This window comes from Siphonobacter sp. SORGH_AS_0500, assembly GCF_031453245.1.
Classification (GTDB): Bacteria; Bacteroidota; Bacteroidia; order Cytophagales; family Spirosomataceae; genus Siphonobacter.
In genome coordinates this window covers 127,622-151,962 of the sequence record NZ_JAVIYT010000008.1, presented here as the reverse complement: position 1 = coordinate 151,962, position 24,341 = coordinate 127,622, and the positions used below count along the sequence as shown (strand labels likewise).

19 protein-coding genes are annotated in these 24,341 nt (G+C 45.4%); 3 read left to right on the top strand and 16 right to left on the bottom strand.

What is annotated here, in order from left to right; genetic code table 11:
- Nucleotides 1-65: 65 nt before the first annotated feature.
- The 10 genes from QE357_RS23945 to QE357_RS23900 all read right to left on the bottom strand — a co-directional run bounded on the left by QE357_RS23945 (nucleotide 66) and on the right by QE357_RS23900 (nucleotide 14,023).
- Nucleotides 66-2,120 carry a cytochrome c biogenesis protein CcdA gene (locus QE357_RS23945; RefSeq protein WP_309713529.1) on the bottom strand — a complete coding sequence of 685 codons (2,055 nt, stop codon included), beginning with the start codon at nucleotides 2,118-2,120 and terminating at the stop codon, nucleotides 66-68.
- 27 nt (nucleotides 2,121-2,147) lie between these two features.
- Nucleotides 2,148-3,206: a PLP-dependent cysteine synthase family protein gene (locus QE357_RS23940; RefSeq protein WP_309713526.1), complete on the bottom strand. Its 1,059-nt coding sequence runs from the start codon at nucleotides 3,204-3,206 to the stop codon at nucleotides 2,148-2,150.
- Between the two features lie 103 nt (nucleotides 3,207-3,309).
- Complete coding sequence (locus QE357_RS23935; RefSeq protein ID WP_309713523.1) at nucleotides 3,310-4,437, bottom strand: TlpA disulfide reductase family protein; 1,128 nt, start codon at nucleotides 4,435-4,437, stop codon at nucleotides 3,310-3,312.
- Between the two features lie 27 nt (nucleotides 4,438-4,464).
- Nucleotides 4,465-5,817, bottom strand: a complete 1,353-nt coding sequence (locus QE357_RS23930; RefSeq protein WP_309713520.1) for a RagB/SusD family nutrient uptake outer membrane protein — start codon at nucleotides 5,815-5,817, stop codon at nucleotides 4,465-4,467.
- Between the two features lie 13 nt (nucleotides 5,818-5,830).
- Nucleotides 5,831-9,181 (bottom strand): SusC/RagA family TonB-linked outer membrane protein, encoded by a 3,351-nt coding sequence (locus QE357_RS23925; RefSeq protein ID WP_309713517.1) that lies wholly within the window; start codon nucleotides 9,179-9,181, stop codon nucleotides 5,831-5,833.
- A 207-nt stretch (nucleotides 9,182-9,388) separates the two neighbouring features.
- Nucleotides 9,389-10,348 (bottom strand): FecR family protein, encoded by a 960-nt coding sequence (locus QE357_RS23920; protein ID WP_106636088.1) that lies wholly within the window; start codon nucleotides 10,346-10,348, stop codon nucleotides 9,389-9,391.
- Between the two features lie 197 nt (nucleotides 10,349-10,545).
- Nucleotides 10,546-11,136: an RNA polymerase sigma-70 factor gene (locus QE357_RS23915; RefSeq protein WP_309713980.1), complete on the bottom strand. Its 591-nt coding sequence runs from the start codon at nucleotides 11,134-11,136 to the stop codon at nucleotides 10,546-10,548.
- Nucleotides 11,137-11,338: 202 nt separating this feature from the next.
- Nucleotides 11,339-12,115, bottom strand: a complete 777-nt coding sequence (locus QE357_RS23910; protein ID WP_106636090.1) for an acyl-CoA desaturase — start codon at nucleotides 12,113-12,115, stop codon at nucleotides 11,339-11,341.
- Between the two features lie 133 nt (nucleotides 12,116-12,248).
- Nucleotides 12,249-12,995, bottom strand: coding sequence for a LytTR family DNA-binding domain-containing protein (locus tag QE357_RS23905; RefSeq protein ID WP_309713509.1), 747 nt, complete (start codon nucleotides 12,993-12,995; stop codon nucleotides 12,249-12,251).
- On the bottom strand, nucleotides 12,992-14,023 hold the full coding sequence (locus QE357_RS23900; RefSeq protein ID WP_106636092.1) for a sensor histidine kinase: 1,032 nt from the start codon (nucleotides 14,021-14,023) through the stop codon (nucleotides 12,992-12,994). Before QE357_RS23900 ends, QE357_RS23905 begins: the two co-directional genes overlap by 4 nt.
- A gap of 173 nt (nucleotides 14,024-14,196) precedes the next feature.
- On the opposite strand from QE357_RS23900, the gene QE357_RS23895 reads away from it, so the two are divergent.
- Both QE357_RS23895 and QE357_RS23890 read left to right on the top strand, forming a co-directional pair.
- Nucleotides 14,197-14,781 carry a TetR/AcrR family transcriptional regulator gene (locus QE357_RS23895; protein ID WP_309713506.1) on the top strand — a complete coding sequence of 195 codons (585 nt, stop codon included), beginning with the start codon at nucleotides 14,197-14,199 and terminating at the stop codon, nucleotides 14,779-14,781.
- A gap of 72 nt (nucleotides 14,782-14,853) precedes the next feature.
- A complete protein-coding gene (locus QE357_RS23890; protein WP_106636094.1) occupies nucleotides 14,854-15,267 on the top strand; it encodes an OsmC family peroxiredoxin in 414 nt (137 codons plus the stop codon).
- A 468-nt stretch (nucleotides 15,268-15,735) separates the two neighbouring features.
- Here the strand turns inward: QE357_RS23890 and QE357_RS23885 are convergent, their stop codons facing one another.
- The gene (locus tag QE357_RS23885) at nucleotides 15,736-16,155 is read right to left on the bottom strand and encodes a BLUF domain-containing protein (protein ID WP_309713503.1); all 420 of its coding nucleotides are present in this window, start codon (nucleotides 16,153-16,155) and stop codon (nucleotides 15,736-15,738) included.
- A 243-nt stretch (nucleotides 16,156-16,398) separates the two neighbouring features.
- Between QE357_RS23885 and QE357_RS23880 the strand changes: the two genes are divergently transcribed.
- On the top strand, nucleotides 16,399-16,998 hold the full coding sequence (locus QE357_RS23880; protein WP_307144020.1) for an RNA polymerase sigma factor: 600 nt from the start codon (nucleotides 16,399-16,401) through the stop codon (nucleotides 16,996-16,998).
- 44 nt (nucleotides 16,999-17,042) lie between these two features.
- Here QE357_RS23880 and QE357_RS23875 read toward each other — a convergent pair whose 3' ends face one another.
- The 5 genes from QE357_RS23875 to QE357_RS23855 form a co-directional block, all read right to left on the bottom strand.
- Nucleotides 17,043-18,074 carry a histidinol-phosphate transaminase gene (locus QE357_RS23875; protein WP_309713499.1) on the bottom strand — a complete coding sequence of 344 codons (1,032 nt, stop codon included), beginning with the start codon at nucleotides 18,072-18,074 and terminating at the stop codon, nucleotides 17,043-17,045.
- A 157-nt stretch (nucleotides 18,075-18,231) separates the two neighbouring features.
- On the bottom strand, nucleotides 18,232-19,374 hold the full coding sequence (locus QE357_RS23870) for a TlpA disulfide reductase family protein (protein ID WP_309713496.1): 1,143 nt from the start codon (nucleotides 19,372-19,374) through the stop codon (nucleotides 18,232-18,234).
- Between the two features lie 21 nt (nucleotides 19,375-19,395).
- The gene (locus QE357_RS23865; protein WP_309713493.1) at nucleotides 19,396-20,982 is read right to left on the bottom strand and encodes a S41 family peptidase; all 1,587 of its coding nucleotides are present in this window, start codon (nucleotides 20,980-20,982) and stop codon (nucleotides 19,396-19,398) included.
- A 3-nt stretch (nucleotides 20,983-20,985) separates the two neighbouring features.
- The gene (locus QE357_RS23860; protein WP_309713491.1) at nucleotides 20,986-22,959 is read right to left on the bottom strand and encodes a TlpA disulfide reductase family protein; all 1,974 of its coding nucleotides are present in this window, start codon (nucleotides 22,957-22,959) and stop codon (nucleotides 20,986-20,988) included.
- Between the two features lie 10 nt (nucleotides 22,960-22,969).
- Complete coding sequence (locus tag QE357_RS23855; protein ID WP_309713488.1) at nucleotides 22,970-24,337, bottom strand: RagB/SusD family nutrient uptake outer membrane protein; 1,368 nt, start codon at nucleotides 24,335-24,337, stop codon at nucleotides 22,970-22,972.
- Between the last annotated feature and the right edge of the window lie 4 nt (nucleotides 24,338-24,341).

The window sequence follows — 24,341 nt, the reverse complement described above, 5'->3', positions numbered from 1 at the left end:
AAAATAAGGCTCTTTCACTAAAAGAGCCTATTCGTTACACTTAACCAAAACTAAAAAATAACAATTTAAGGTTTAGAAATCCCTGCATGAAGGAACGTCAGAAACTCGGTTATGTCATAGTTAGCCCCCTGGGGCTTAACCCGAGGTTTTTCAGTGATCGGATCTAATAACACGTAATAGGGCTGGGAGTTAGCCTGAAAACGGGTAGCCTGTAGGGTACTCCATTTCTTACCGATGGTTTTGATTTCTTTACCATTGATAACCGTTTGTTCGGCAGGAGCTAACTCCGTTTTATCATCCACGTAGAGTTGAAGCAGAATATAATTTTCCCGAATGGTGGTTAATACCGCAGGATCGGGCCAGACCGTAGCTTCCATTTTTCGACAGTTTACACAAGCATGTCCCGTAAAATCAATCAGGAGGGGTTTGCCCGTTTTCCGGGCTTCCGCCAAAGCTTCGTCGTAGTCGAAGTAGGCATTCAGTCCCAACGGAGCGTGAAATAAATCGCCGTATTTGTGTTTCTCTTGAGAAACGGGAGCACTACCCGAATTTCCAGCCAGACTGGCCGAGTAAAGATCAAAGTCCTGCGTTTGCTGGGGAGGTAGAAAAGCGGCAATGGCTTTGAGGGGAGCCCCCCAAAGTCCGGGAACCATGTACAGCGAGAAACTGAGCGAAATCACGGCTAAAAAGAAACGGGGCACCGAAAGGCTTACCAGTGCTGAGTCGTGAGCAAAGCGGAGTTTACCCAGCAGATAGAATCCTAAAATAGCGAAAAGGATAATCCAGAGGACGAGGAACACTTCCCGGTCGAACCACTGCCAGTGATAGGCCAGATCAACGTTGGAAAGGAATTTAAGAGCCAGAGCCAGTTCCAGAATACCCAGGGTTACTTTCACCGAATTCAGCCAGCCGCCCGATTTAGGCAGGGATTTGAGAGCGGAAGGAAACAGCGAAAACAAGGTAAACGGCAACGCCAGAGCCAATGCAAAGCCAAACATGCCGATGGCCGGGCCTAGCAATGCTCCCTGAGCGGCGGCCTGCACCAGCAGCGTTCCAATGATGGGACCCGTGCAGGAAAAAGAAACCAGCGAAAGGGTGGTTGCCATGAAAAAGATACCCAGCAAACCGCCCTGATCAGCTTTCTGATCCATCTTATTCGCCCAACTACTGGGCAGCATAAGTTCGAAGGCACCCAGAAAGGAAGCCGCGAAAACGACAAGCAAAAGAAAGAAGGCGAAGTTGAAAAGGCCGTTTGTAGAGAGGTTATTGAGAGCATCGGCTCCAAACAGCACCGTAATCAATAAGCCTAGCGAAACATAGATAACAATGATGGACAGACCATAGAGCAGGGCATTGCGAATACCAGAGGAGCGGGATTCTGCCTGCTTGGTAAAGAAGCTAACCGTCATGGGCAATAGCGGAAAAATGCAGGGCATGAAGATGGCGGCCAGTCCCCCCAGTAATCCTGCTACAAAGGTTACCCATAAGGATTCTTCTTCGGGTTTGGGAAATTCGTTCGCCTGAACGACTGGTAACTCGTGAGCCTGAGCCGTGTCCACAGATGCTGACTTCGAACCGATATTTATAGAATCGCTGACCAGCGATTGGCTAACTTGCGGGATGGAATCTCTGACAGGTTTTGTCGGAGTTACGGCTGCTACGGGTTCACTAAGCCCTTGCACGGGAATATCAAACGCTACTTCTTCGGGAGGTAAACAGCGTTCGTCGTCACAAGCCATGAATTCCAGCTTGCCGGAAACCGTGGCTTTATTTCCCGTAAGTTTGATTTTTTGCGTGAATAGGGCCTGATTTTCAAACCAGCTAATATCCATTTGAAAGGTCTTATCAAAGCCTTTCACCACTTTCGACTTTTCCTCAACCTTACCCACTAGCGTATATTCCTTGCTTGGATTGAAAACAAAAGAGGTAGCCACGGGGCCTCCATCGGCCAAATGCTGGGAGTAAATGTGCCAGTGCCGGGAGATTTTAGCCTGAAAGGTTAATACGGCTTCCGTAGGGGAGGTGGCCTTCGCTTTGAAGTCCCAGGTAACGGGGTTAAATAGCTGAGCCTGGCAATAAGGGCACAACAAAACCAGTAAAAAGAATAAGCTTCTTTTCATGTCTACTATCAATTCAATAAGTGATGGCTAGATCAAAGCCGGGTGAGTAGCTAAACGAGGCATAGGTCGATAGCCCGAGAACGTAATGACCGGACTCAGGTAATCTTCTTTAAGGGGTTCGGTTTTTACTAAATCCGTGCTCAGGTATTTCTTGTTACTATCGCAGAGGATGGTTACCACGCAGGAATTGATACCTAACTGCTGTTGCAGCCGAATGGCACCAATCACATTAGCACCGGAGGAAATGCCAACGGCCAGACCGAGTTCTCTGGATAATTTCTGAGCCATCAAAATGGCATCTCCATCGTGAGCCTGCACTACTGCATCCAGTTGATCGAGTTGAACGATGGCGGGAATAAACTCATCCGAAATCCCTTGAATCCGGTGAGAACCTACTTTATAACCCGTCGTCAGCGTAGGGGATTCGGCGGGCTCTAGAGGGTGAATGCGGATCGACGAATCTCGCTCCTTCAAATAGTTACTAATACCCATAACGGTACCGCCCGTACCTACGCCCGCTACAAAAGCATCCGGCTTTTTATTGATTAAATCCAGTTGTCGCCAGATTTCGGGACCAGTGGTTCGTTCGTGTGCTTCGGCATTATACTGATTTTCAAATTGCTGGGGCAGGAAAACATCCCCTTGAGCGGCCAGTTCCTCACTGAGACGAATAATACCCAGAAAACCGCCTTCTTCCTTACTAACCAGTGTGATATCGGCTCCAAGACTTTGGATAATATCAATGCGTTCGCGGCTCAGCCAGTTTGGCATGATGATCCGAACGGAATGACCCAGGGCTTTCCCCAGGGCAGAAAAGGCAATACCGGTATTGCCCGAAGTTGCTTCGACGATGGTGTCCGAAGGGTTGATTTTCCCCTGACGATACGCCTGATCGAGAATGTATAAGGCCATGCGATCTTTGATACTTCCCGTCAGATTATAATGCTCGCATTTTACAAAAATGGAACGGCTGATTCCTTCAAGGGTATAAAAAATTTCAAGCATGGGCGTATTACCCACCAAGTGCCACAGGTGATTGAATTTTTCGCTGAGATCTAATGCTCGGGGCTCTGCCTGCGTTTTCATAGAATTTCTAAAGTTTCAGTAAAATGTTGATGAAGAGTAAAAACTGAAACCTGCTATTTAGTTTCCGGGAAGGGTAGGAAACCCACTCTTCCCGGTTTAATCATTACTTTAATAACTCCGCCAGTTTCTTTTCCAGATCGGCTCCACGTAAGTTTTTAGCGACGATTTTTCCGTCTTTATCCAACAGAAAATTAGTAGGAACTACCTTCACTACGTACAGTCCGGCGGCTTCATTCTGCCAGCCTTTTAGATCTGAAACATGCGGCCAGGTTAATTTATCGGCTTCGATAGCTTTCACCCAGGCTGCCTTTTTAGAGTCCAGCGAAACACCCAGAATTTCAAATCCTTTGTCACGGTACTTGTTATACGCAGCTACCACGTTTGGATTTTCTTTCCGGCAGGGGCCGCACCAGCTCGCCCAGAAATCCACTAAAACGTATTTACCTTTCAGCGAGGACAGAGCGAAAGCCTTACCGGACGTATCGGCCATGGAAAACTCCGGAGCGGGCTTACCTAGTCCAATCTTGGCCAGATCGGTGGTCAGTGTTTTGATCTGTTTTCCGTAGTATGAATTCTGAACGGCTGGGCTCATGCCCGCGTACAGGCCCGGAAGTTTTTCCGCTTCGGGTTCCATGCTGTAGTAACTGATGGCCAACATGGGACTTACCACTGAATTCGGATGAGATTTAATGAAAGCCTGAGAAAGGCTATCGGCCCGTTTGAACTGGTTCTGAATTTCCTTGGACTGAAGTTTTGCCAGACTATCGGGTAGGATCTGTTTAGGGCCTGATCGATAGCCAGCGTACTTCTTTTCAATGGCCTGTAACTGCGTAAAAACGATGGATTCCAATTCGTGGCGGTGCTGCTTCCATTCCTTATTTTCCTTCGCTCCCTGAATAGTAGCTTTAGAAAGGGAGTCTTTCACGGCAGTGACCGTGGTAGGAATGCCGGGCATTATAAAAAAGGCTACGAATTGCTGTCGATTGGAAGCCAGTGAAAGCGAAGCCGTTCCTTCATGGTCTAAAGTACCTTTGAAGGCAAACTTGCCATCTTTCGTTACAACGGAATCACGGCCCGACTCACTGCCTTTGGGGTAATACAGATAAATCTTTTCCTCCTTTAAACCTTTAATCTCACCCTTAATCAGGTACGTCGAAGCCGGTGCTTTTTGAGCAAACGAGGCCGAGATACTCATGAGCATCAGTCCAGCCAGGGTGGTTATTTTTTTCATAAATAGATATTGGTTATTAGTGAGTGATTAATAGCCTGAGTTTTGCGTTAATGCCGGATTCGCTTCAATCTGGGTTGAAGGAATGGGCATTAACAGTCCTGTCGTTTTCCAGCCGGGTTTAATCGGAGTTAGCACGGCATCAGCCTGGTTAGTTCGCTTGAGGTCAAACCAGCGATGGCCGAATTCTCCGAAGAACTCTACTTTACGTTCCTGCAAAATCGCTGCTAGCAAGGTACTTTGCGTAGTGGCGGTAGAAGCCGACAGGCCAGCCCGGCTGCGAACGATGTCCAAATCCGCTTTAGCTGCCGTGAACTGATTCAAATTTGCCTGTGCCTCAGCCCGAATCAGATACTGTTCGGCCAGTCTGAACATCACGTTGTTTTCGTTACCCGCTGTTGCCGTTTGAAGTTTGTATTTGTTGATCCGCTGGTATACGGTACTCCCAATGGTCATGGAATCGACCCAGGCCGTACGACGTTTATCCCCCGCTTCGAACGAACGAACAAAGTTTGATTTCAACACAAAACCTGGAGCCGCATTAGGATTGGATGTACGGTAATTCGCTCCCAGTCTTGTGAAGCCCAGTAAGGTAGCCGTCTGGAAAATCGTTTCGTTGCTATTGTTAACAAAGGTCGTAGAAAGATCTCCCAGGCTATACGTCCCCGAACCAATCACTTCCGAAGCTTCCGCAGCGGCATTCGCGTAGTCTTTGGTATACAGGTACGCACGTGCTAACAATGCCGAAGCCGTGTGTTTGTTGATTCGGGTACGTAAGCTACCTACGTATGCCGTCGGCAGGCTGGCTTTGGCCTCCTTCAAATCGGTGATGACCTGAGCCCAAACCTGAGCTGCCGGGGTTCGGGGAAGGCCAGCATTTAGAAACTCATCCGATGAAACCGTTAAAGGCACATCCCCGAAGTAATTTACCAAATGGAATAGTGCGTAGGCACGCCAGAATTTGCTTTCGCCGAGCAACTGTTTTTTGCCTGCTTCAGTCATACCCGGTGACTTAGAAATACCCTCAATCGCCATGTTGGCCTGACGAATAAAGCGATAGCCCTCGAACCAGATGTAGTCAGAAACAAACGTATTGAGTGGAGAAACCGTATTGTTTTCGAACTGTTCCAGATCTGAGTTAGTAGGAGTGTATTCCAATTCGTCGCTCAACAGTCCGCCAAATACAGTCCAGTAGATGGTAGGGTTACTGCGAACGGTAGAATACATATTTAACACCACGCTGGTAGCTGAGGCATCAGAGCTAAAAGCGTCATCTACCCCAATAACGGTGGGAGGATAATCAATGCTTACAAACTTCTCACATGAAGCAAGACTTAAACTTGCCAATGTAATAAAGAGGGGAAAACGAAAGATAGATTTCATGGGAATATCCTGCTTAGAATGACACATTAAGACCTGCAACAATGGTACGGAGCTGAGGCACTGCCTGGAACTGGCCCGAACCCAACCCGGTACCCGTACCGGGCAGTGAAGTTTCAGGATCAAGGATGTATTTCTGTTTGGCCCAGGTAAACATATTTTGCCCTTGTACATACACCGAAACTTTCGAAAGCTGAAGGGGCTGAATCAAGGCAGCAGGAAGGTTATAGGACAGACTTACCGTACTGAGCTTGAGGAAAGAGGCATCTCCCCACAGAGCATTCGAGGAAGAATAGTAGCTAAACGCGGATGAATAAAGCGTAGTAGCTGCCGGATAAACACCGTTAGGATTGCTCTCGGACCACCGGTTCAGAGCCGCCGTTGTTTTGTTTGCCACACTATTACCTAAGGGGAAGCCGTATAAATCAGAAAAATTAAATTGATAGCCCATTCGGTGATTAAACCGCAGGAATACATCTAACTGGAAATTCTTGTAGGAAAGGGAGTTATTGATACCACCAAAGAAGGGATTCCCGATAGGAGCCATCACTCGATCTTTGTTGAAGTTAATGACGCCATCGCCATCAATATCCTGTACGGTTGGCAAACCGTTGGCATCCAGACCAGTGTATTGATACAGGCGGGTTGCGTTGACGGGCTGGCCAATGGTATAAGAGCTGGAATTGAAAAGCTTTTTGGGATCGCCAATGGAAAGGAGCTTATTTCTCAGGAATGTAAAATTGATATTCGTTGACCATCGCAACGCAGCCGTAGCTACATTGATGGTATTCAGTTCGAATTCAAATCCCTTATTCTGAATGACGGCATCCAGGTTACTCGAAAAGGAATTCACCCCTGACTGGGTAGGCATGTTGGTACTGGCCAACTGATCGCCCGAACGATTACGGAAGTAAGCAGATTTCAGCAGAATCCGATCTTGTAAGAAACCCATTTCGAGAGCTACTTCGAGTTTCCGGGTCGTTTCCCAATGGAGCGTTGGATTAGGAATATTATAATTAACCAACGTAGCCGTTCCTGAATAAACATTAGTGCTACTCGTGAGCTGATAGGTAGGGAGATAGGCATAGTTAGGAATCTGATCATTACCCGTCAAACCATAGCTACTTCTGAGTTTCAGGTAACTAAACCAGGGAAGTGTTTTCATGAACTCTTCCGAAGAAACCAGCCAGGCAGCTCCAATAGCCCCAAAGTTTCCAAAACGATGGCTAGGACCAAAGCGGGATGAGCCATCGCGGCGGAAGGTTCCGTTAAGAATGTACTTGTTGTCCCAGCTATAGTTTACCCGACCAAAAGCAGAAGTGTATTTATAGAGCGAATAGTTATTCTGGGTAACGAGTATAGTACCCGCTCCTATTAACGATTTAAGGAGAGCATCATTGGTATAATTACGGCCTTCAATGGATTGGCCCGTAGCATTTGATTGCTGGAACGTTCCCCCAACCAGAACATTGATCTGACTTTTTCCAAAAGCTTTGCGGTAGTCTACCTGAGGCTCTACAATGTAAGATTCGATTTTATTGTTAGCAAAAACGGACGAGCTAATGGGGTTATACAACGGGTTTTGTGAACGGGCCGGATTAACCTGAATTTGATCGATACCCGTCAACGTATAACCATTGTTGATTTTTACGTCCAGGCCGGGTAAGATGGTATATTTTAAATTCAGTTGAGTAATGAAGTTCGTGCTTACGTTGTCAAATTCCTGCATAAGCAGACCTTCCGGGTTTGAACCTCCGGTCCAGTTCAAGCTACCGTCCGCATTATACAGCGGATAGTTGGGAGCCAGACTGTAGACAGAAGTAAGATCCGATCCAACCAGGTTGTTCTTGAGGTGAGAGTAAGAGGTCGTGAAATCGATTCTGAATTTCTGGTTCGCCGTGGTATGACTACCAGCGAAACGTCCCGAAAGGGTAGTAGCTCCCAGATTTCCGGGGAATACGGTGCCTTCTTTGCGATATAAACCACTGAATAAGAAAGAGTTAAAGGCATTGCCTCCCGAAACTGATGCACTGGCATTCACAAATTGAGCCGTACCGCCCAGGTATTTGCGTTGCCAATCCGTGTTGGCGTTCTGATCCCATAAGGTTAAATCTGGAGCGTTCGAAGTAGTAGGCGTTACCTTCGCTCGGGCAAAAGCTTCCTTGCGTAAAGAAAGGTATTGTTCCGTATTGAGCATGGGGATATAATGAGGCACTTTTCCCGCTCCGCTGTTGACATTAACATTGAACTGAGTTCTCCCGGCTTTGCCTTTCTTCGTAGTAATCAAAATGACACCGTTCGATCCGCGTGAACCGTAAATGGCCGTAGCATCCGCATCTTTCAATACGTCAATTCGCTCAATATCTTCGGGGGGAATCAGGCTTAAAGGGCTTTGCTCACCATTGGCACCAGAAATACCATAAGCATTCAGGTTGTCATTGGCGGGTTGTCCACCATTAAACAGGGTAAACGGAACACCATCAACTACGTAGAGAGGAACCGTACCTGAAGATAATGAACCTTGGCCGCGAATCTGGATACGAACGGAACTGCCGGGTAAACCATTATTCTGCGTAATCTGAGCTCCCGCAATTCTACCCTGCAAGGCAACCAGCGGGTTAGAAATGGTCTGAACGGAGATGTCTTTCGCAGTAATGGAGCTAACGGCCCCGGTGTTATAACGTTGAGTGGTGGTTCCATAACCAATGACCACTACATCGTTTAACGAAGCATCTTTGGGCTTCAGATCTACTTTCAGATACGATTGAGTGCCTATTCCTACCTCGCGGGTTTCGTAGCCTACGTAGCTGAATATCAATACAATTCCTTTGTCGGGTGTGGTAATGCGAAATTCGCCTCGGTCGTTCGTAACGGTTCCCTGAGAGGTGCCTTTAACCCGAACACTTACCCCAATCATGGGCTGATCGTTATCCGCACTGACCACCTGACCGCTCACTTCCCGCTGAATTTCCAGCGGAACGTCCGTTGAGCTGGTTGATTTCAGGGGCTTAATCACAATCATGTTAGAATTCGCGTGTGGCTGAAAGGTCATCCCCGCGGGAGTTAATACTTTTTCTAATACCTGATTCAGGGAAGTATTGACCGTTGAAACCGTTACTTTCTGGTTCATTTGTGGCCAACTGCTGCTGTATACGAATCGTACACTCGCCTTGGCTTCGAGCTGTTGCAGCGTTTGTTTTAACGTAAGATTCTGAATCGAGATAGTGACCGAACGATCCAGAACGCCCTGGGCGTAGTTGGTGTGAGCAAAGGTCATGGAAGCCAGCCATAGCACCAGAAAGCATTGATAAACCGTAAATCGCATAAGTTGATAAGTGACGGTTTGGGGGGTATAAATTTTTAGCATTAATTTGGTCAAGTTTTATTCAGACGGTTTTCGGAATAAGACAATGAACAACCTGCCCGCTTTCCTAGAGCGGGAGTAATTGCGTTACTGGGTGTTCATGTAAGGTCAGGAGTGCGGGGGCACTTCTGGCCTTTTTAAAGAGTTGAGAACAGGTTTATGTCATCCAGTCAGAAATAGAAGTGAATAAATGATTAAGTGAATAGAAAATTACTGGCAGTTAAGACCTTTTAACTCAACGCTCGACCCTTCGATGACATACGTACCCCCAAAAGTTTGCGTTAAGACGGATAATGTATTTTCCAGCGACTGGTCTGTTAAATCGGCTCTTAATAAACAGTCATAAATGGACTTTTTATCGCTGATGATGTGAACGTTAAACTTCTTCTCAATACGGGTTAACACTTCAAACATCGGTACGTCCTCAAACTGCATGGGATACTCCGTTCCCTGAATATAGGTCAGCTTTTCGGGTTCGCTGGGTTGCAGTATCTCCGGTTTAAAATCCTGACTTTTTTGTTGATAAACGGCCTTTTGAGCGGGTAATAAAGTAACCTGACCCTGCGGCGAGCTTAACATTACCTTTCCCGTAAATACAACCACTTCCAGCTTTTCAGCCCGGTTTCGGATATTAAAGCTGGTTCCTAAAACCTTAGTCGTCATGCGGCCCGAATGAATCATAAATGGGTGTTCAGGGTTTTTGGCTACTTCAAAAAACGCTTCTCCGTGCAATTTTACTTCCCGGAGGTTTCCCGTAAATCGGGACGGATACTCCAGACTACTGGAGTCTTTCAACCATACCAGCGTTCCATCGGGTAATATGACTTTATGAATCTCTTTCGCATTTGCATAAGCCATTTCAAGGGTAACACGGTTGGCCCAGTATTGATAACCTGCCAGTCCGGCTCCGATCAGTACTACCAGAGCTGCCGCCAGTTGCCAGGCGATGTGTCGATACCAGGGCAGGCGACGTACCGGGTTGGGTTGAATGTGTTTTTGAATGCGTTCCTGCATTCGGTTTTTAATCGCTTGTTTTTCAATGGCCGGTATTTCTTCAAAAGCCTGTTCAGGGAAAGAAGCCAGCCACTGATCGACCTGTTTCTGTTCGATAGGCGTGGCGGTTCCGTCCAGAACTTTCCTTAAGATCCGGTCAAATTGTTCTTCATTCATAAAGTGATGCAATCAGGTTAGAGTGGAAAAAAGGTGAAATACTCGGGTTAATAAACCTAAAAATTCACGCCTCTAGCTGCCTCTCTACTGTTATATTCCCTAAGTGGGCTTTAACACATAGTCGAAAGGCAATTATTTTTTGAAAAACTTAAAATTAGTAAAATAAACTTCCTGTGATTTCGGAAAATGCCTATGAATCAACGGCAAAATAGCATTCCGATGGCTAGTAATAAAATAGAATCACCCAGCACCGATCGGAGATGCTTGAGGGCCGTTGTCAAGTAATTTTCAACCGTTCGGTTTGAAATCTGTAGTTCCCGGGCAATTTCCTCAATGGAAAGCTGCTGTCGCCGACTCATCCAGAACACCTGCTGACATTTATTGGGTAACTCACTGATGGCGTATTCAATGCGTTGTTTCAAATCTTCCGCCGCCCATTCTTCATCGGTAGAATTATCGACTTGCTGAGAAAGAAAATGACTAAAGTGCTCGGCGTATTGGCTGCGTACTTTTTCCGAACGGAAATAGGAGAGTAACCGCTTTTTGAGCACACTGAACAGGTAAGGAGCGAGGGAGTCGGTAACGGTCAGGGCCGAGTGATTTTCCCAGAAAATAATGAAGACTTCCTGAACCAGCTCTTCGCTTTCCTCGATTAGCCGAATGCGGTTATAGACGTACGCATACAAGGGAGACCAGTACCGATCATACAGGGACGAGAATACACTTTCGTCTCCTTCTTGAAGACGAGCTAGTAACTCCTGATCCGTATCGAAAGATCGCTGTAGTATGGCCTTACCCAGATTTTGTTTGCAAAAATTCGAGTAAAAATACGGAATACAGGTTAATTATTTGGTAGATTCTTCCATCGACTTACGATTGGAAGGCTACTCACTATGTTAACTTACAAATAGTCAGCACGCAACCTAGGTAAAAAAATAAAAGGTAACCATTTCAGTGGTTACCTTTTACAGGACTAACAACGTGGATCGCTTAGGAGGCCATTTTTCTTTTCTCCATAAAGACCTTTGTACGACCTTTTTCTTTGGGTAACTGAATGACGTTGAGGACATTCAATACTTTCATGATTTGATACGAAGGATCAATTTCAAACCATTTGAAGGCAAAGTTGGCCCGGTTGCCGTAGGTGTGGTGGTTGTTGTGAAAACCTTCGCCCATCATTAGAAAATCCACGGGCATCAGGTTTTTTGAAGTATCGTTAACCTTGAAGGTCGTATAGCCAATTTTGTGAGCAAACCAGTTGATAATGGCACCGTGAATGGGTGACAGCAGGTAATGAACGGGTAGCAACAGGAACCAGCCCCAGGACGGTGCGAAGTAGATGTAGAAAAGGGTATAGAGCGTACCCCAGGCCACACGGGAAACCCGGCTAGAGGCGAAATCATCGAAACTTTTCCAATCAGGAACGTTGGCGGTAAATTTAGGATCAACCGCAATGCGGCGTTCGCGAATGGCCGAGTAGAATTTAGCCGTTTTCAGCATCATATCAAAAATGCCATTGCTGTACATCGGCGAGTGCGGATCGTTTTCCGTATCGGCGTAGGCATGGTGCATGCGGTGCATCACGCCGTAGGCGTAAGCACTCAGGTAATTCGAACCCTGAAAAATCCAGGTTAATACAAAAAACGTCCGTTCCCAGCCTTTGGACATGGTAAAGGCCTGGTGGGCAGCGTAACGGTGAAGGAAAACGGTCTGGAAAAATAAGGCTCCGTACCAGTGTATAGCAAAGAATATGAGGATTGCAGTCATCGCTTTTGTTTTACTTTTTTCAGTAAATATTCGGTCTGAGAGGCTCTAAACCGAGCTTTTAGCGATGACTGGTCGAATTCACTTCCCGAGTTGTAACATTACCTGACTGAATCGTAGGGCCAAAAAAGCAAGGTCAGGAGTTAATCCATTCTTTAAAGGCCGTAGCCCGGTCGCGACTGACGAATACTTCCTCTTCGTCGGGTGGCATCAACTCCAGTTTGAGCCGACCATTGAAATGCGGATGAATTTTATGAATGCTGTCAATGCAAACCAATCGATTACGGCTGATCCGGTTGAAGCGACGGGTATCTACCTGTTCGCTGAGTTCTTCCAGTGTCGCGTCAATTAACAGTTTCTGCTGGTCGAAGGTAACGACAAAACTGAGTTTGTCTTCGCTTTTGAAATAAGCGATGTCCTGAACCTTAACCACGGCGAAGCCATTTCCTTTCCGCACCATAAAACGCTCTTTGGGTTCAGATTTCGTTGGTTGAGGCGTGGGTAACAAACCTTTTTTCAATAAACGATACGCCTGATTTTCGTACTTTTTCAAGGCCGCCCGTAATTCTTCGGGTTGAATGGGTTTCAGTAGATAATCGATGCTGTTTTGCTTGAAGGCCTGAATGGCGTATTGGTCGTAGGCAGTGGTATAAATGATGGGAGCATCGATGGAGAGCCGTTCGAATAACTCGAAACTTTCCTGATCTTCCAGTTGAATGTCGGAGAAGATCAAGTCAGGTTCGGCATGAGCACTGAACCAGGCTACGCTTTTTTCAACCGAGGGCAATACCGCCAGTACTTCAATAGTAGGATCAAGTTTTTCCAGTAAAAACCGGAGCTTTTCGGCTGAAAAATATTCGTCTTCAATAATAACTACTTTCATGCTTTTTCAGAGTAAATCAAGGGTAACCCTACCCGGAATACGCTTGAATCGGGTTCCACCACAATCGACTGTCCGGTCATAAACTGGTAACGAGCCTGTAGGTTTTTCAGTCCAATACCGCTCGAATTAACCTTTCCCGATTTGGTGTGAATGCTGTTGGTCACCCAAAGCGTTGAACCTTCCGTATAAATGGAAAGCGTGAGCGGGTGTTCGTCGGAAATGTAATTATGCTTGACAGCGTTTTCCACCAATAACTGAATGGAAAGGGGCAATACCTGAGCCCGTTGGGCGTGGGAAAGCTCAATGCGGGCTTCGATTTTATGATAGAACCGAACATTGAGCAGGAATAAATAAGCTTCAACTACGGAAATTTCGGCAGCTAAAGGTACCTGTTTTTCTTCGGTGTGATCTAACACATACCGATACACCTGGGCTAGTTTACTGATATACAAATCGGCCAGAGCCGGATCTTTATACACTACACCGCTAAGCACACTCAGGCTATTGAAGAGAAAATGCGGATCGAGTTGTTTTTTGAGTCCTTCAAGGCGGGCCACGAGGTTTTCCTGCCGAAGTTTTTCCTGTTCAACCAGCGACTGTTTCCATTGGTTAAAAAGAAAAGTTCCTTCATTGAAAGCCGTAAAAAGCAACGCGAGCAGGAAGGAAACGAACGCATTCTGGACGATTACGCCAAGTGTGATTAATTCGGATGCTACCAGTCGGCCATAAATCAGAATTCCGCAAATCAGACTCAACGAAGAGAACAGAAAAATTCCCAGTACTTCATACACCAGGTGTTTGGTAATGCTGCGTTCCCAGGGGAAAAAGTACAGCGTTAAGGCCTGAATGAGCTTGCTTCCTTCCCAAATGATATAACTGGTTAGGGTAGCCACCAGAATGGAGAGCAGGTGAGCGGAGGAACCCAACTCCATGGGAATGTAAAACGTAGGCACCACAATGCCGAAGCTCAGGGCTCCGAGCAAAGCAGTCCAACGGACCTGAAATTTATAACGAAACTTTTCTGTCAAGGCTTTTGCAGGAATAAGAGTTAGTCAAAGGTAAAAGGTCGCGTTCAGTTTTTGCTAATAATAAGGATCAGATCACAGAGGAGTCGGATGCGAAAAGAATTTAAAAATAAATGAAAAAATATTTTGTACTAAACAGTACAATATTATACCTTTGTAGAGCAAAACAAACAGGAATGGCAGGCAGACCCAAAATATACGACGAAGAAACGGCCCTTGATCGGGCGGTGGGCGTATTTTGGGAAAAAGGCTACGCCAACGCTTCAGCAGACGATTTGCTTAAAGCCATGGGTATTGGCAAGGGCAGTTTTTACCTGGCTTTCAAAGGAGGCAAACAGGAACTGTTCGAAAAATCCATGAAGCGGGTGGTGGATCAGAATTTCAGAGAGTTGAGATCAGCCATTCATGCCTGTGATAACCCCGTTAAGCTGATTAAGGACTTCTTTTTGGGTTTAGTGGGAGAACAATCGCCGATTGGGAATCAGGGTTGCTACTTTGGGAATGCTCTTGTACAGATTAGCGAAAACGATTCAGGACTTAAGTTGCTGGCTGCTCATTACCTAACCCTGCTGGAAAGTATTTTTGAAGAAGCCATGCAGCGAGGAAAAGACCTGGGGTTACTTCAAACAAACCTGCCTCCGGCAACGCTGGCGTCGTATCTGATTAATCTGTGGAATGGCATTAACGTAACGCGTCGGATGGAAACGGATTCGGCAAAACTGGCTGAACTTTTAAAATTGAATCTGGCCGTAATCGAGTAAATTTTTTTAGCCAATATTGTACTATTTGGTACAAAATATTTCCAATCAATCTATTACAAAAACAACACAATCATGAAACGCAGAGCTACAGCCGTTTGGAACGGAGACATTAAATCAGGAGCAGGTCATTTAACGACGCAAAGCACTACGCTTAACAAGACTCAATATTCATTCAATAGCCGTTTTGCTGAAGGAGTAGGAACGAACCCCGAGGAGTTACTGGCCGCAGCTCACGCAGGTTGTTTCACCATGAAATTAGACCTGGATTTGACGCAGGCGGGTTATACCGTAGAATCTTTAGAAACGGAATCAGTTATTACCTTGGACAACGGAAAGATTACCTTGTCTGAATTAACGTTACAGGCAAAAGTACCCGGTATTACGGAGGAAGAATTTCAGAAAATCGCCGCTGAAGCTGAAAAAACCTGTCCCGTAAGCGGAGCGTTTAGTTTCGAAATTAAACTGAATGCTAGTCTGATTGCCTAGTTAATTATTACCCCAGGAAAAGCCCACTCAATTTTCATGAATTGAGTGGGCTTTTCCTGGGGTAATAATCAAGGGAGATACGGGTATGCCCAATTAAACTACCATTGCTAGTGAATCAGTAAAACGACTGGTAATCAATACTTAATGGATTGGATTTCATCTTAATTAACCTGAATATTCTCCTGTAGGATGGAATGCGTACCATTAGAATACACTATCAGTTGCTGAGCTTTAAGATTTCCTAAAGAAAGAATTAGTTCATAGCGTTAACAATTGGATAAGGAAATACATGCCCTGGTAATTAATAGACTGGGTTTACTAGTTATTAATCATGTTTTAGAGAATAGTTATAGCTTTTAAATTAAGCATGTATGGGTATGAACTTATTCATCTCAATTAATTACTCGACTCATGTATTTATAATGGATAATACTACCCAATAGATTGATTAATGAATCAATAGTTTAGTTAATTTCGATAATTATCCTGAAAAAAGTTAGTAATAATTTTGATCATTTCATTATCTGGATTATTCCCGTAATCAGGCGGAAAGACAGTGTGGATGACCTCGCTTAAACCGGAAAAATTCTTGGCATCCAATGTTTTATAAAAGAGATATTTTCGGTTAAAAATCCGCTGTTCAATGGGATTTTTGGAGAGAATAGTAATGTAGGTTTGGCGTGGATCTGACTTTAATAAATCGATAAAAGCTTCGAACTTTTCAAGCTCAGCTTCGCCCATTTGCAACATGCTTCCATTAAGATAAATGAAAACCCCTTTAATGTCAAAGGCGTCAACGGTTGTAGCAAACTGATCTAAAATGGCAATGAGCTCCTGTTCCTGAAGGAGTTGTTTAGAGGAACTGAAAAAGGCAATGCGGTATAACATAAGCAGTCGGCCAGAGCATATAGCTTTTAAAAAAGGAATAGGGCAGGCTTGGTTCGCGAAACGAGCGACTTACGCATTACAAATCTAAAATAAATCATACTGACTGTAAGCTAAAGTGCTGATATTCCCATAGAAAGTTCTGTGTTTTTTCATATCTTGCGTAAACTTCGCCTTTGCATGCACTTTATACGAAATTATACTCCAAAACGATTCTAAAAGAAAAGCGATTAGCATCCATTGGCAATGGAAGAAGAGAAATGGTGGGATGAATTCAGAGCAGGTGATGAGCAGGCGTTTCAATTGCTTTTCAACACCTACCGCCGCCGTCTGTATAATTACGGACGCAAATTCAGCCCCGATGAATTAGCGATTGAAGATGCCATTCAGGATCTGTTTGTAAAGTTGTGGCTCAACCGAACTTCAATTAAAGAAACCCCTTCCGTAAAAAATTACCTGTATAAAGCTTTCCGGAGAACGCTGTTTCGTAAGCTCGAATATGCGACGCCCCTGCTTGATTTTTTTGAATCCGAAGGAGATTATACCTTTCAGATTGAACTTGGGCATGATGTTACGATGATTCAGGCCGAGCATCAGCAGAAAGTGAAAGAAAATCTCGAAAAAGCATTGGAAAAGATGAGCCCTCGGCAACGGGAGATTATTCACCTGAAGTATTATGAAGGGCTTGAGTACGAGGAAATTGCCGAGATTCTGGGTATATCTTCCAGTAGTACCTATAAATTACTTTACAAAGCATTAGACAGTTTAAAAGCTCATCTGTCGACCCATGAGTTTAGGATATTGTTCGGCGTTTTTCTTTACTGGAAGAATCAAGTTACGAACTAAGGATTGATCTCCGTATCGATGCTTTCGATACGGAGATTAGGGAATTAAGAATGGATAGTTTTAAGAAGCTGGCAAAAACTCTTCATCTGATCCCGCGTTCCAAGACTGAGACGGCACCAGGTTTTTCCGTCCAAAGCCATGGTCTTGAGAACATAGCCTCGCTCTTTAAAGTATAGCTCAAAATCTAGGGCAGGCCCTGTAATACTGAATAAAATGAAATTGGTAAAGGAAGGAATGATTTCATAACCCATTTCAAGCAAAGCCTGCGAAACCTCGTTTCGAACCCGATGATTTTCTGCAATGTAAGACTCATGAAATGCCCGGTCTTCCAGAGCTGCGAAAGCCGCCTGAACGGCAATGTTGCTCAACATCAGGCCATTATAAGCCATTATTTCCTGCAAGGGTTTTAAAAAACTTGTCTGACCCAGCATATAACCAATGCGTAACCCTGCCAGACCGAGACCCTTAGAAAAAGTTCGCATGATGATAACATTGTATCCTTCCTGTAAAAGCGAAGCCATACTCGGGGCGTCAACCGCCAGATCAAGATAGGCCTCATCTACCACGACAGGTACCCGTTTACTGACACGCTTGCAAAATTCTACTAACTCAGCACTCGGAGTGATGCTGCCCGTTGGGTTGTTAGGGTTGCAGACGTAAACCAGACGGGTTTCTTCCGTAAGGGCGGCTTCCATAGCGGCCAGGTTGTGTGATCCATTCGATAAGCAGGGGATACTTACGCAGTTGGAACCCATGCCCTTAACCGCATTCCCCAATAAAGGAAAGGTTGGACTAGGCAAAATCAGAGTACCGGGGTTTTGAAATAGCCGTAAGGCGATCTTTTCCAGCAGGTCAGAAATACCGGCACCTAACTGAACTTGTGCTGTAGGGACTCCTTCGTACGCAGCGATGCTGGCCTGAAGCCGGGGTAACTCGCTGAACGTATACCGATTAACCGAGGAAAGGGCTTGAAGAATGGCCTTCTGCACGAGCGGAGAGGGACCATTGGGGTTCTCGTTAGCATCCAGCCGAATCGGCTGAACGATCGAAGGTTCCGCTAAAAATTCTGAAAACATGATAGATTGATGAAGTAGTCGGCTTAGGCCGTTCTGTGTAAATGTACTACCTATTTCAGACACGAAGCAAAGCTTAACGTGATAAGGAGGAAAAGAAATAAAGGCCCCTTAAAAAGAGACCTTATTAGTCCTACACTTAACCAAAACTAATTGAATATTATTGGCCTAGTAACTCGGCAAGCTTCGTGTTCAAGGCTTCGCCCCGCAGGTATTTGGCAATGATTTTACCTTCTTTATCAATCAGAAAATTCATGGGAATGGCTTCCACTTCATAAAGCTGGGCAGCGGGACTATCCCAGCCTTTTAAATCCGATACCTGAGTCCAAGTCAGGCCATCGTCTTTAATGGCTTTCAGCCACTTTTCTTTACCTTCAGGTTTGTCCAGTGACACGCCCAAAATGGTAAAGCCCTTGTCTTTGAACTGATGATAAGCTTTGATTAAGTTCGGGTTTTCGCGGCGGCAGGGAGCACACCAGCTGGCCCAGAAGTCAAGTAATACGTATTGACCTTTATAATCTGAAAGCTTAACGGGCTTACCATTTACATCGTTAAGGGTAAACTCAGGAGCTAAAGAACCTTCCTGGGTTTTCTTGACCTTCTGGATTTTCTCGGCTACATCCTTTCCCAGGTCAGAATTACGGACGGCAGCACTGAGTTTGAGAAAATCTTCTTCCGCCTTACGGGCATCGAATTCAGGAGGTAAGGTTGAATTGAAAGCCATCAAAGCCATGAACTGATCGGGGTGACTTCTGACGTATTTCATTTTTACGTCAATGATCTCGTTTTGAATGGCTGTTGCCCGATCTTCCAGACTCTGGATATACGTTTTATCCGATTTTTTCTCTTCGGGCTGTTTATTATACTCGTCGTTTAAAATCGTGTACTTGTCGTAATGAGGCTTCAGCATGGCGTTTACCTTGGCATTCTCATCATTCAGTTTCGAACCTTTAATGGTCGCATGTTTAATGGAGTCCTTCGCCGTTAGAGTAATTTCAGTATCTTCAACAAACAAGGCCAGTACGTCAAATTTGGGGCGTTTGGTCGGATCGTTCGGCGTATTGTCATGAACGAGCCGAATGTTCGCTTCCTTGGGTGAATCTACTTTCCCTTTGAACGTGAAGTTACCATCCGTAAGAAAGGTTGAATCTACGAAAGACTGATTCGTTCCCCGGATTTTGTAATAGAGATATGCTTTGGCCGGCTTATTCAGATGACCGACTTTACCTTTGATGGTGTAACTGCCCTGGGCGTAACTGCTAAGCTGAGCGAGTAGGAGAGCAGGAAGAATGAATTTTTTCATGACTAATCAGGGAAAAACGATTTAATGTTGTGAAATCTGTAAGTATTGTTCGTATTGTTTGGGCTTTTTGAGAATAGCAATGGCCCTTAGGTAACTGCCATTTTCGCTGTTCAGCATCCGTTGGTAATACGTGTTACTACCAAAAAGCTGGCTGGCAATTTGAGCTTTCAGGTGTAACTCAGCCATAGTCTTCAATCGTGCTTGGGTAGCTTCATTACCTTTAGGGGTGATTCCCATTTTTGCCAGGCGTTCCATTAACTCTGCTGGAAGCTGGAATTTTTTTTCATAGGACTGGAAATCAGGGTATTGTTTTTGAAGCGTTGCCCGATTTTGATCCATGTATTCAAAAGCGATTTGACTAATTATACCCAAACCCACCAGTTGCTGGAAGTAAGGAGAAAACTCCAGCGTATCAATCGGAACGAAGACATCAGGCATAATGCCCCCGCCCCCGTACACGGTTCGTTTACCTACGAGGGTTTTATACTTGAGGGAATCCGGAAAATGAATGTTCTGGGCATCCGTTAACTCCCCACTTTTCAGTCGGGTCGTCAGGTTGTCTTCGTAAGCATGGCCGTGGTAAGGTTTCTGAATAGACCGTCCTGCTGGAGTGTAATAACGGGCACCCGTCAGTTGCAGCACCGATCCATCCAGTAAGTTCACGGGCTTTTGCATCAGACCTTTTCCAAAACTCCGCTGACCTACTACCACGGCCCGGTCCCAATCCTGTAAGGCTCCGGTTAGAATTTCACTGGAAGATGCCGTGGACTGATCAATCAGAACCACCATGTTCCCCGTCATGAACTGCCCCTGACCTCCAGTATAATAGTAATCTTTACCGCCATCACGGGGCACACTATAGAACACGAGTTTTTCCTGATTCAAAAATTCATCGGCGGCACCGATAGCGGCCTGTACGTAACCACCCCCATTTCCCTGCAAGTCTAGAATCAAGCTTTTCATTCCCTGGGCTTTCAGAGCGTTCAAGGCCTGATCAAGCTCGGAACGGGTAGTAGTATTGAAAATGCCCAGCGAAATATAGCCAATGGTTTTATCGACCATGTAATAGCTCCGGATGGATCTATTGGGGATGGTACCCCGAGTGAGTGCTACGGTTAAAGGATCAGGAGAACTGCGACGAACAAGTGTTAGGGAAATAGGTTGCCCTTTGTTTCCCCGGATTTTCTTCATAATGTCCAGATTCGAAAGGCCATTCCCGGCCAGTTGCTGACCGTCAATGGCAATAATCCGGTCTCCGGCCCGCAAGCCCGCTTTTTCGGCGGGGCCTTCCGGTACAATCTGGGTAATAAACAGACTGTCATTTTGCATGAGGTACTGAATGCCAATTCCGGCGTAATTTCCACTCATGGCTTGATTCATGGCTTCGGCTTCTTTCCGACTCATGTACTGCGAATGCGGATCAAGCTCCTTAATCATGGCTCGAATGGCAGCATCCGTTAGCTGTTCATCATCGGTCGGATCGACGTAATTGGCTTCAATCGCTCTTAAGGCCGAAGCAAACTTTTCTTTGGGATTTACCTGAGCATTCACCCCTGAAATCGTTAGTAAGCCTAAGGCCAGGGCCAGGTAACATGTGGTCGTATTCATGGCTTATTTCTCGGACTTAAGGATTTCAATGACCGTAGACAATTCGTCCACCAGCTTACTTGGACTACCCGAGTAGCCTTCGGAACTATACCGCATCATGCCATTTTTAAGCACAATTTTCCGGGGAATGCCTGACGAATTGAAGCGGGGTGCCAGTGTGCTGAATACCGCGTTTTGCTCACCCGTTTTCTTATTAATTCCATCGTGTAGAAGGTTAAAACGATAGCCCATCTTCTTGATATAGCCTTCCGATTTTTCCTTGTAGTTATCGTGTTGCATGGTTCCCACGAAATAAAAAGCCACTTCCGGGTCTTTGGCATATTTATCAACGGCTATTTGCATACCGGGAAAGGCACTAATACAGGGTTTGCACCAGGTAGCCCAAAAGTCAATTACTACGATTTTGTCTTCCCAATCACTGGAACGTACCAGTTTTCCTTCGGGGTTTTCCAGAGCAAACGGCATGATTTCTTCATTGAGTAAATGCTGTTTGACGTACGTTTCCAGTTCGGCTTTTCCTTCGTCCGATTTTAGTGAAGACAAGTACGTCTGGAAACCATCAGCGGAGCCTTTTTTCTTAACAAATTCCGACTGTAATTTTTCCAGCATTAGCGGGGTAAGAGCATTCGCTTTAGCACACGATTCCAGAAAGGACTGAATAGGAGAGCCCGTTTTTTCGAGTATCTGAAGGTAGGTTTCGTTGAACTCAGCATTGGCGTATTTACCTTTTTCCGAAAAATGGTTGAAATAGGATTCCGCCTCCTGATCTTTTCCCAATTCATGCAACAGACTCAGGTGAATGTATAATCGCTCATCCAGTTGATTAGCTGCCTGTATCTGGGCATCTTTGGCCGTGAAAACGTTTGGTTCTTCGAACGAGCTGTCCTTTACGTTCTGGATCAGGTGCTTGATGAAAGGCGTTGAAATCAGATTAATACTATCCAGCGGAAGCATTTTGAAAGTAAATGCACGATGAATATTCCAGCGAGCAATTTCATTGGTTGTTTTAAAATCAAGTTGGGGAAGCAAAGCCAGGAGTGGACCAAACTGACGAGTTTCGAAATAAGCCGTTGCTAGGTTTCGGTGAACTTCGTAATAAATAAAAGCCTGATTAGTAGAGTTTTTCTTCCATTCGCCATAAGGAAACTTCTTCAGAAAACTTTCTGATTTACTAATCATCTGTTCCCGAGATTTTGCTCCTATTAACTCATGAGAAGCGGCCAATCGGGCATAAGGCCCCGTAGGATTACCCTGAATGACCGATTGCTCTATTTGATCGGCCCGGGTTTTGTCTTTCAAATCATATCTATAGTACCGAGCCAACTCCATGCGATCCGCTTCTGATAAGTCAGGAATAGCCTCCAATTTGGCGAGCAATGCCGGAGCTTGCTGCGTAAAAGACTTACCCAGAATGGCTTTTTGCATGGTTAGGTACGTAGGAATGAAGTGCTTTACCCGAGCGGGTTCTTTTAACTCCGTTTGGAGGGCTTTCTGAAGTATTTCTGTTGATAGGGCAGGTTGCATATCATTCCAAAAAAAGGGCATATGGCTATCCAGAGTAGGCATCTGGAAGATAACGGAAGCCAACGCACCACCGGGTAAAGTCTGACCTGTGGAGCTGACGGTTGTCAGTCCATAACTTTTCTGAATATCCAGTTGATCGGGCCTGAAAGGGGACCCCTGAAAAAACCGAAAGGCAACAAAGGCAGTTGGGGCGGGGATCAAAAGTTGTCCCTGATAGAGATTGCCTTTTGATTCCAAAGGCAAGTCCACTCGTGTCCAGGAATAATTTTGGTAGAGTAACGCCTCCCCTAAAACGGGTACACCCGCCTGTAGCGAACTGCCTTGGGGTGAATACTGCACTTGAAGCGTCTTCCCCACTACTGGTTTTTGCGGGGAAAGCGTGAGTTGCTGAGCCTGCAAACCCTTACTGAGCAGAAGGGCCAGACAGGCAAGAATAACAAAAGGAGATTTCATATAGGAAAAATTAACGGTCATTTTGCTGAATCTCAGGATTGAGATCAATGTATTTCGGTCCAATCGGGTAGACGTAGCGATTGCTGGCTGGAGCTAGGGTATAACTTACATTCTTGTACGTTCGAGTGACCGATTTGGCCCATTCGCTTTCCAGACTTAGCCGACGTTGGTCAAGCCAGCGAAGACCGGTTCCCATGAGTTCCCGGCGACGTTCGTCTAATACATACCCAAGAGCCTGCTGAGCGGTAGTGGCCTGTAAGGCTTTATAATTAGCCGCCGTGAAGCGTTTGGCACGAAGGGTATTGAGTACCTGAAGGGCCTGGTCAGTCTGGTTATTCCGAGCAAAGCCCTCGGCCTGAATTAACATCATTTCGCCAACGCTAGGTCCTGAGTTAATAGAAAGGTCTACAGTCAAGCGTCCTTTATAATATCCCCTTCCCACAATGTTGGGGGCAAAAGCCGTACCGACTCGCGTAAAGAGCATATAGCGAAGATCGTTTGTGTCGAATAGCTGTAATAAAGCAGGATTGAGCGGAATATTTGTATTAAATAAAGCCGATCTCGAAAGAATGATCTCCGGGTTATTCAGGTGACGGGGAAATTGCGTAGGGGTGGTCTGATAGGTAGTTAAGTCAACCAGCGTGTTCTGGATTTCCAGAGCTTTACGGGCATTTTCCTGAGCCAGTGTATACTCCTGACGCATCAGATAAGCTCGGGCCAATGTGGCATAAGCCGCGGCTTTTCCGGGGTGGGTATTTAAACTCGGATAAGTAGGTAAGAAAGGTAAAGCTTCGGCTATGTCCTTGAAAATCTGTTGATAAACGGTTTCCAGGGATACCCGATTTAACTTTTGGAAAAGATTAGGAACGAGTAATAAGGGAACCCCGAGAGTGGTGTTTGCTTTATCTTTTTGGTAAATCGGTGCGTAAAGATTAATCAGCGTGAGGTAGGCATAGGATCGTTGCACCTGAGCTTCCGCATAAATCTTATGCTTTGCTTCGTCGGTTCCATTTTCGCTGGTCATTACTTTAGCAAGTACCTCATTGCAGACGTAGATCTGGTTATAAAGCTGATCCCAGCCCGCGTCGCTTTGCGTAGCGTCGTAATAGTTTTCGGCCCAGGTATAGACATTACTCTGGTCCGTGGTTAGACGGTTTTGGGCGGCCTGATCGGCCCCGGCATCAATATCATCACTCGAAAGCATGGGTAATGAAGGCGTTGCTGAAAAAACCGTATAGTTATTTAAAAGAGACTGAAAATCAGAAGTATATTTCAGAAGTCGGTTGTTACTGTTATTGATTTCAATCTCCACGTATTTCCGGCATGACGAAGTCATGACCAATAAGGAAACTGATAAAATCAAGATGTATTTTTTCATGTTC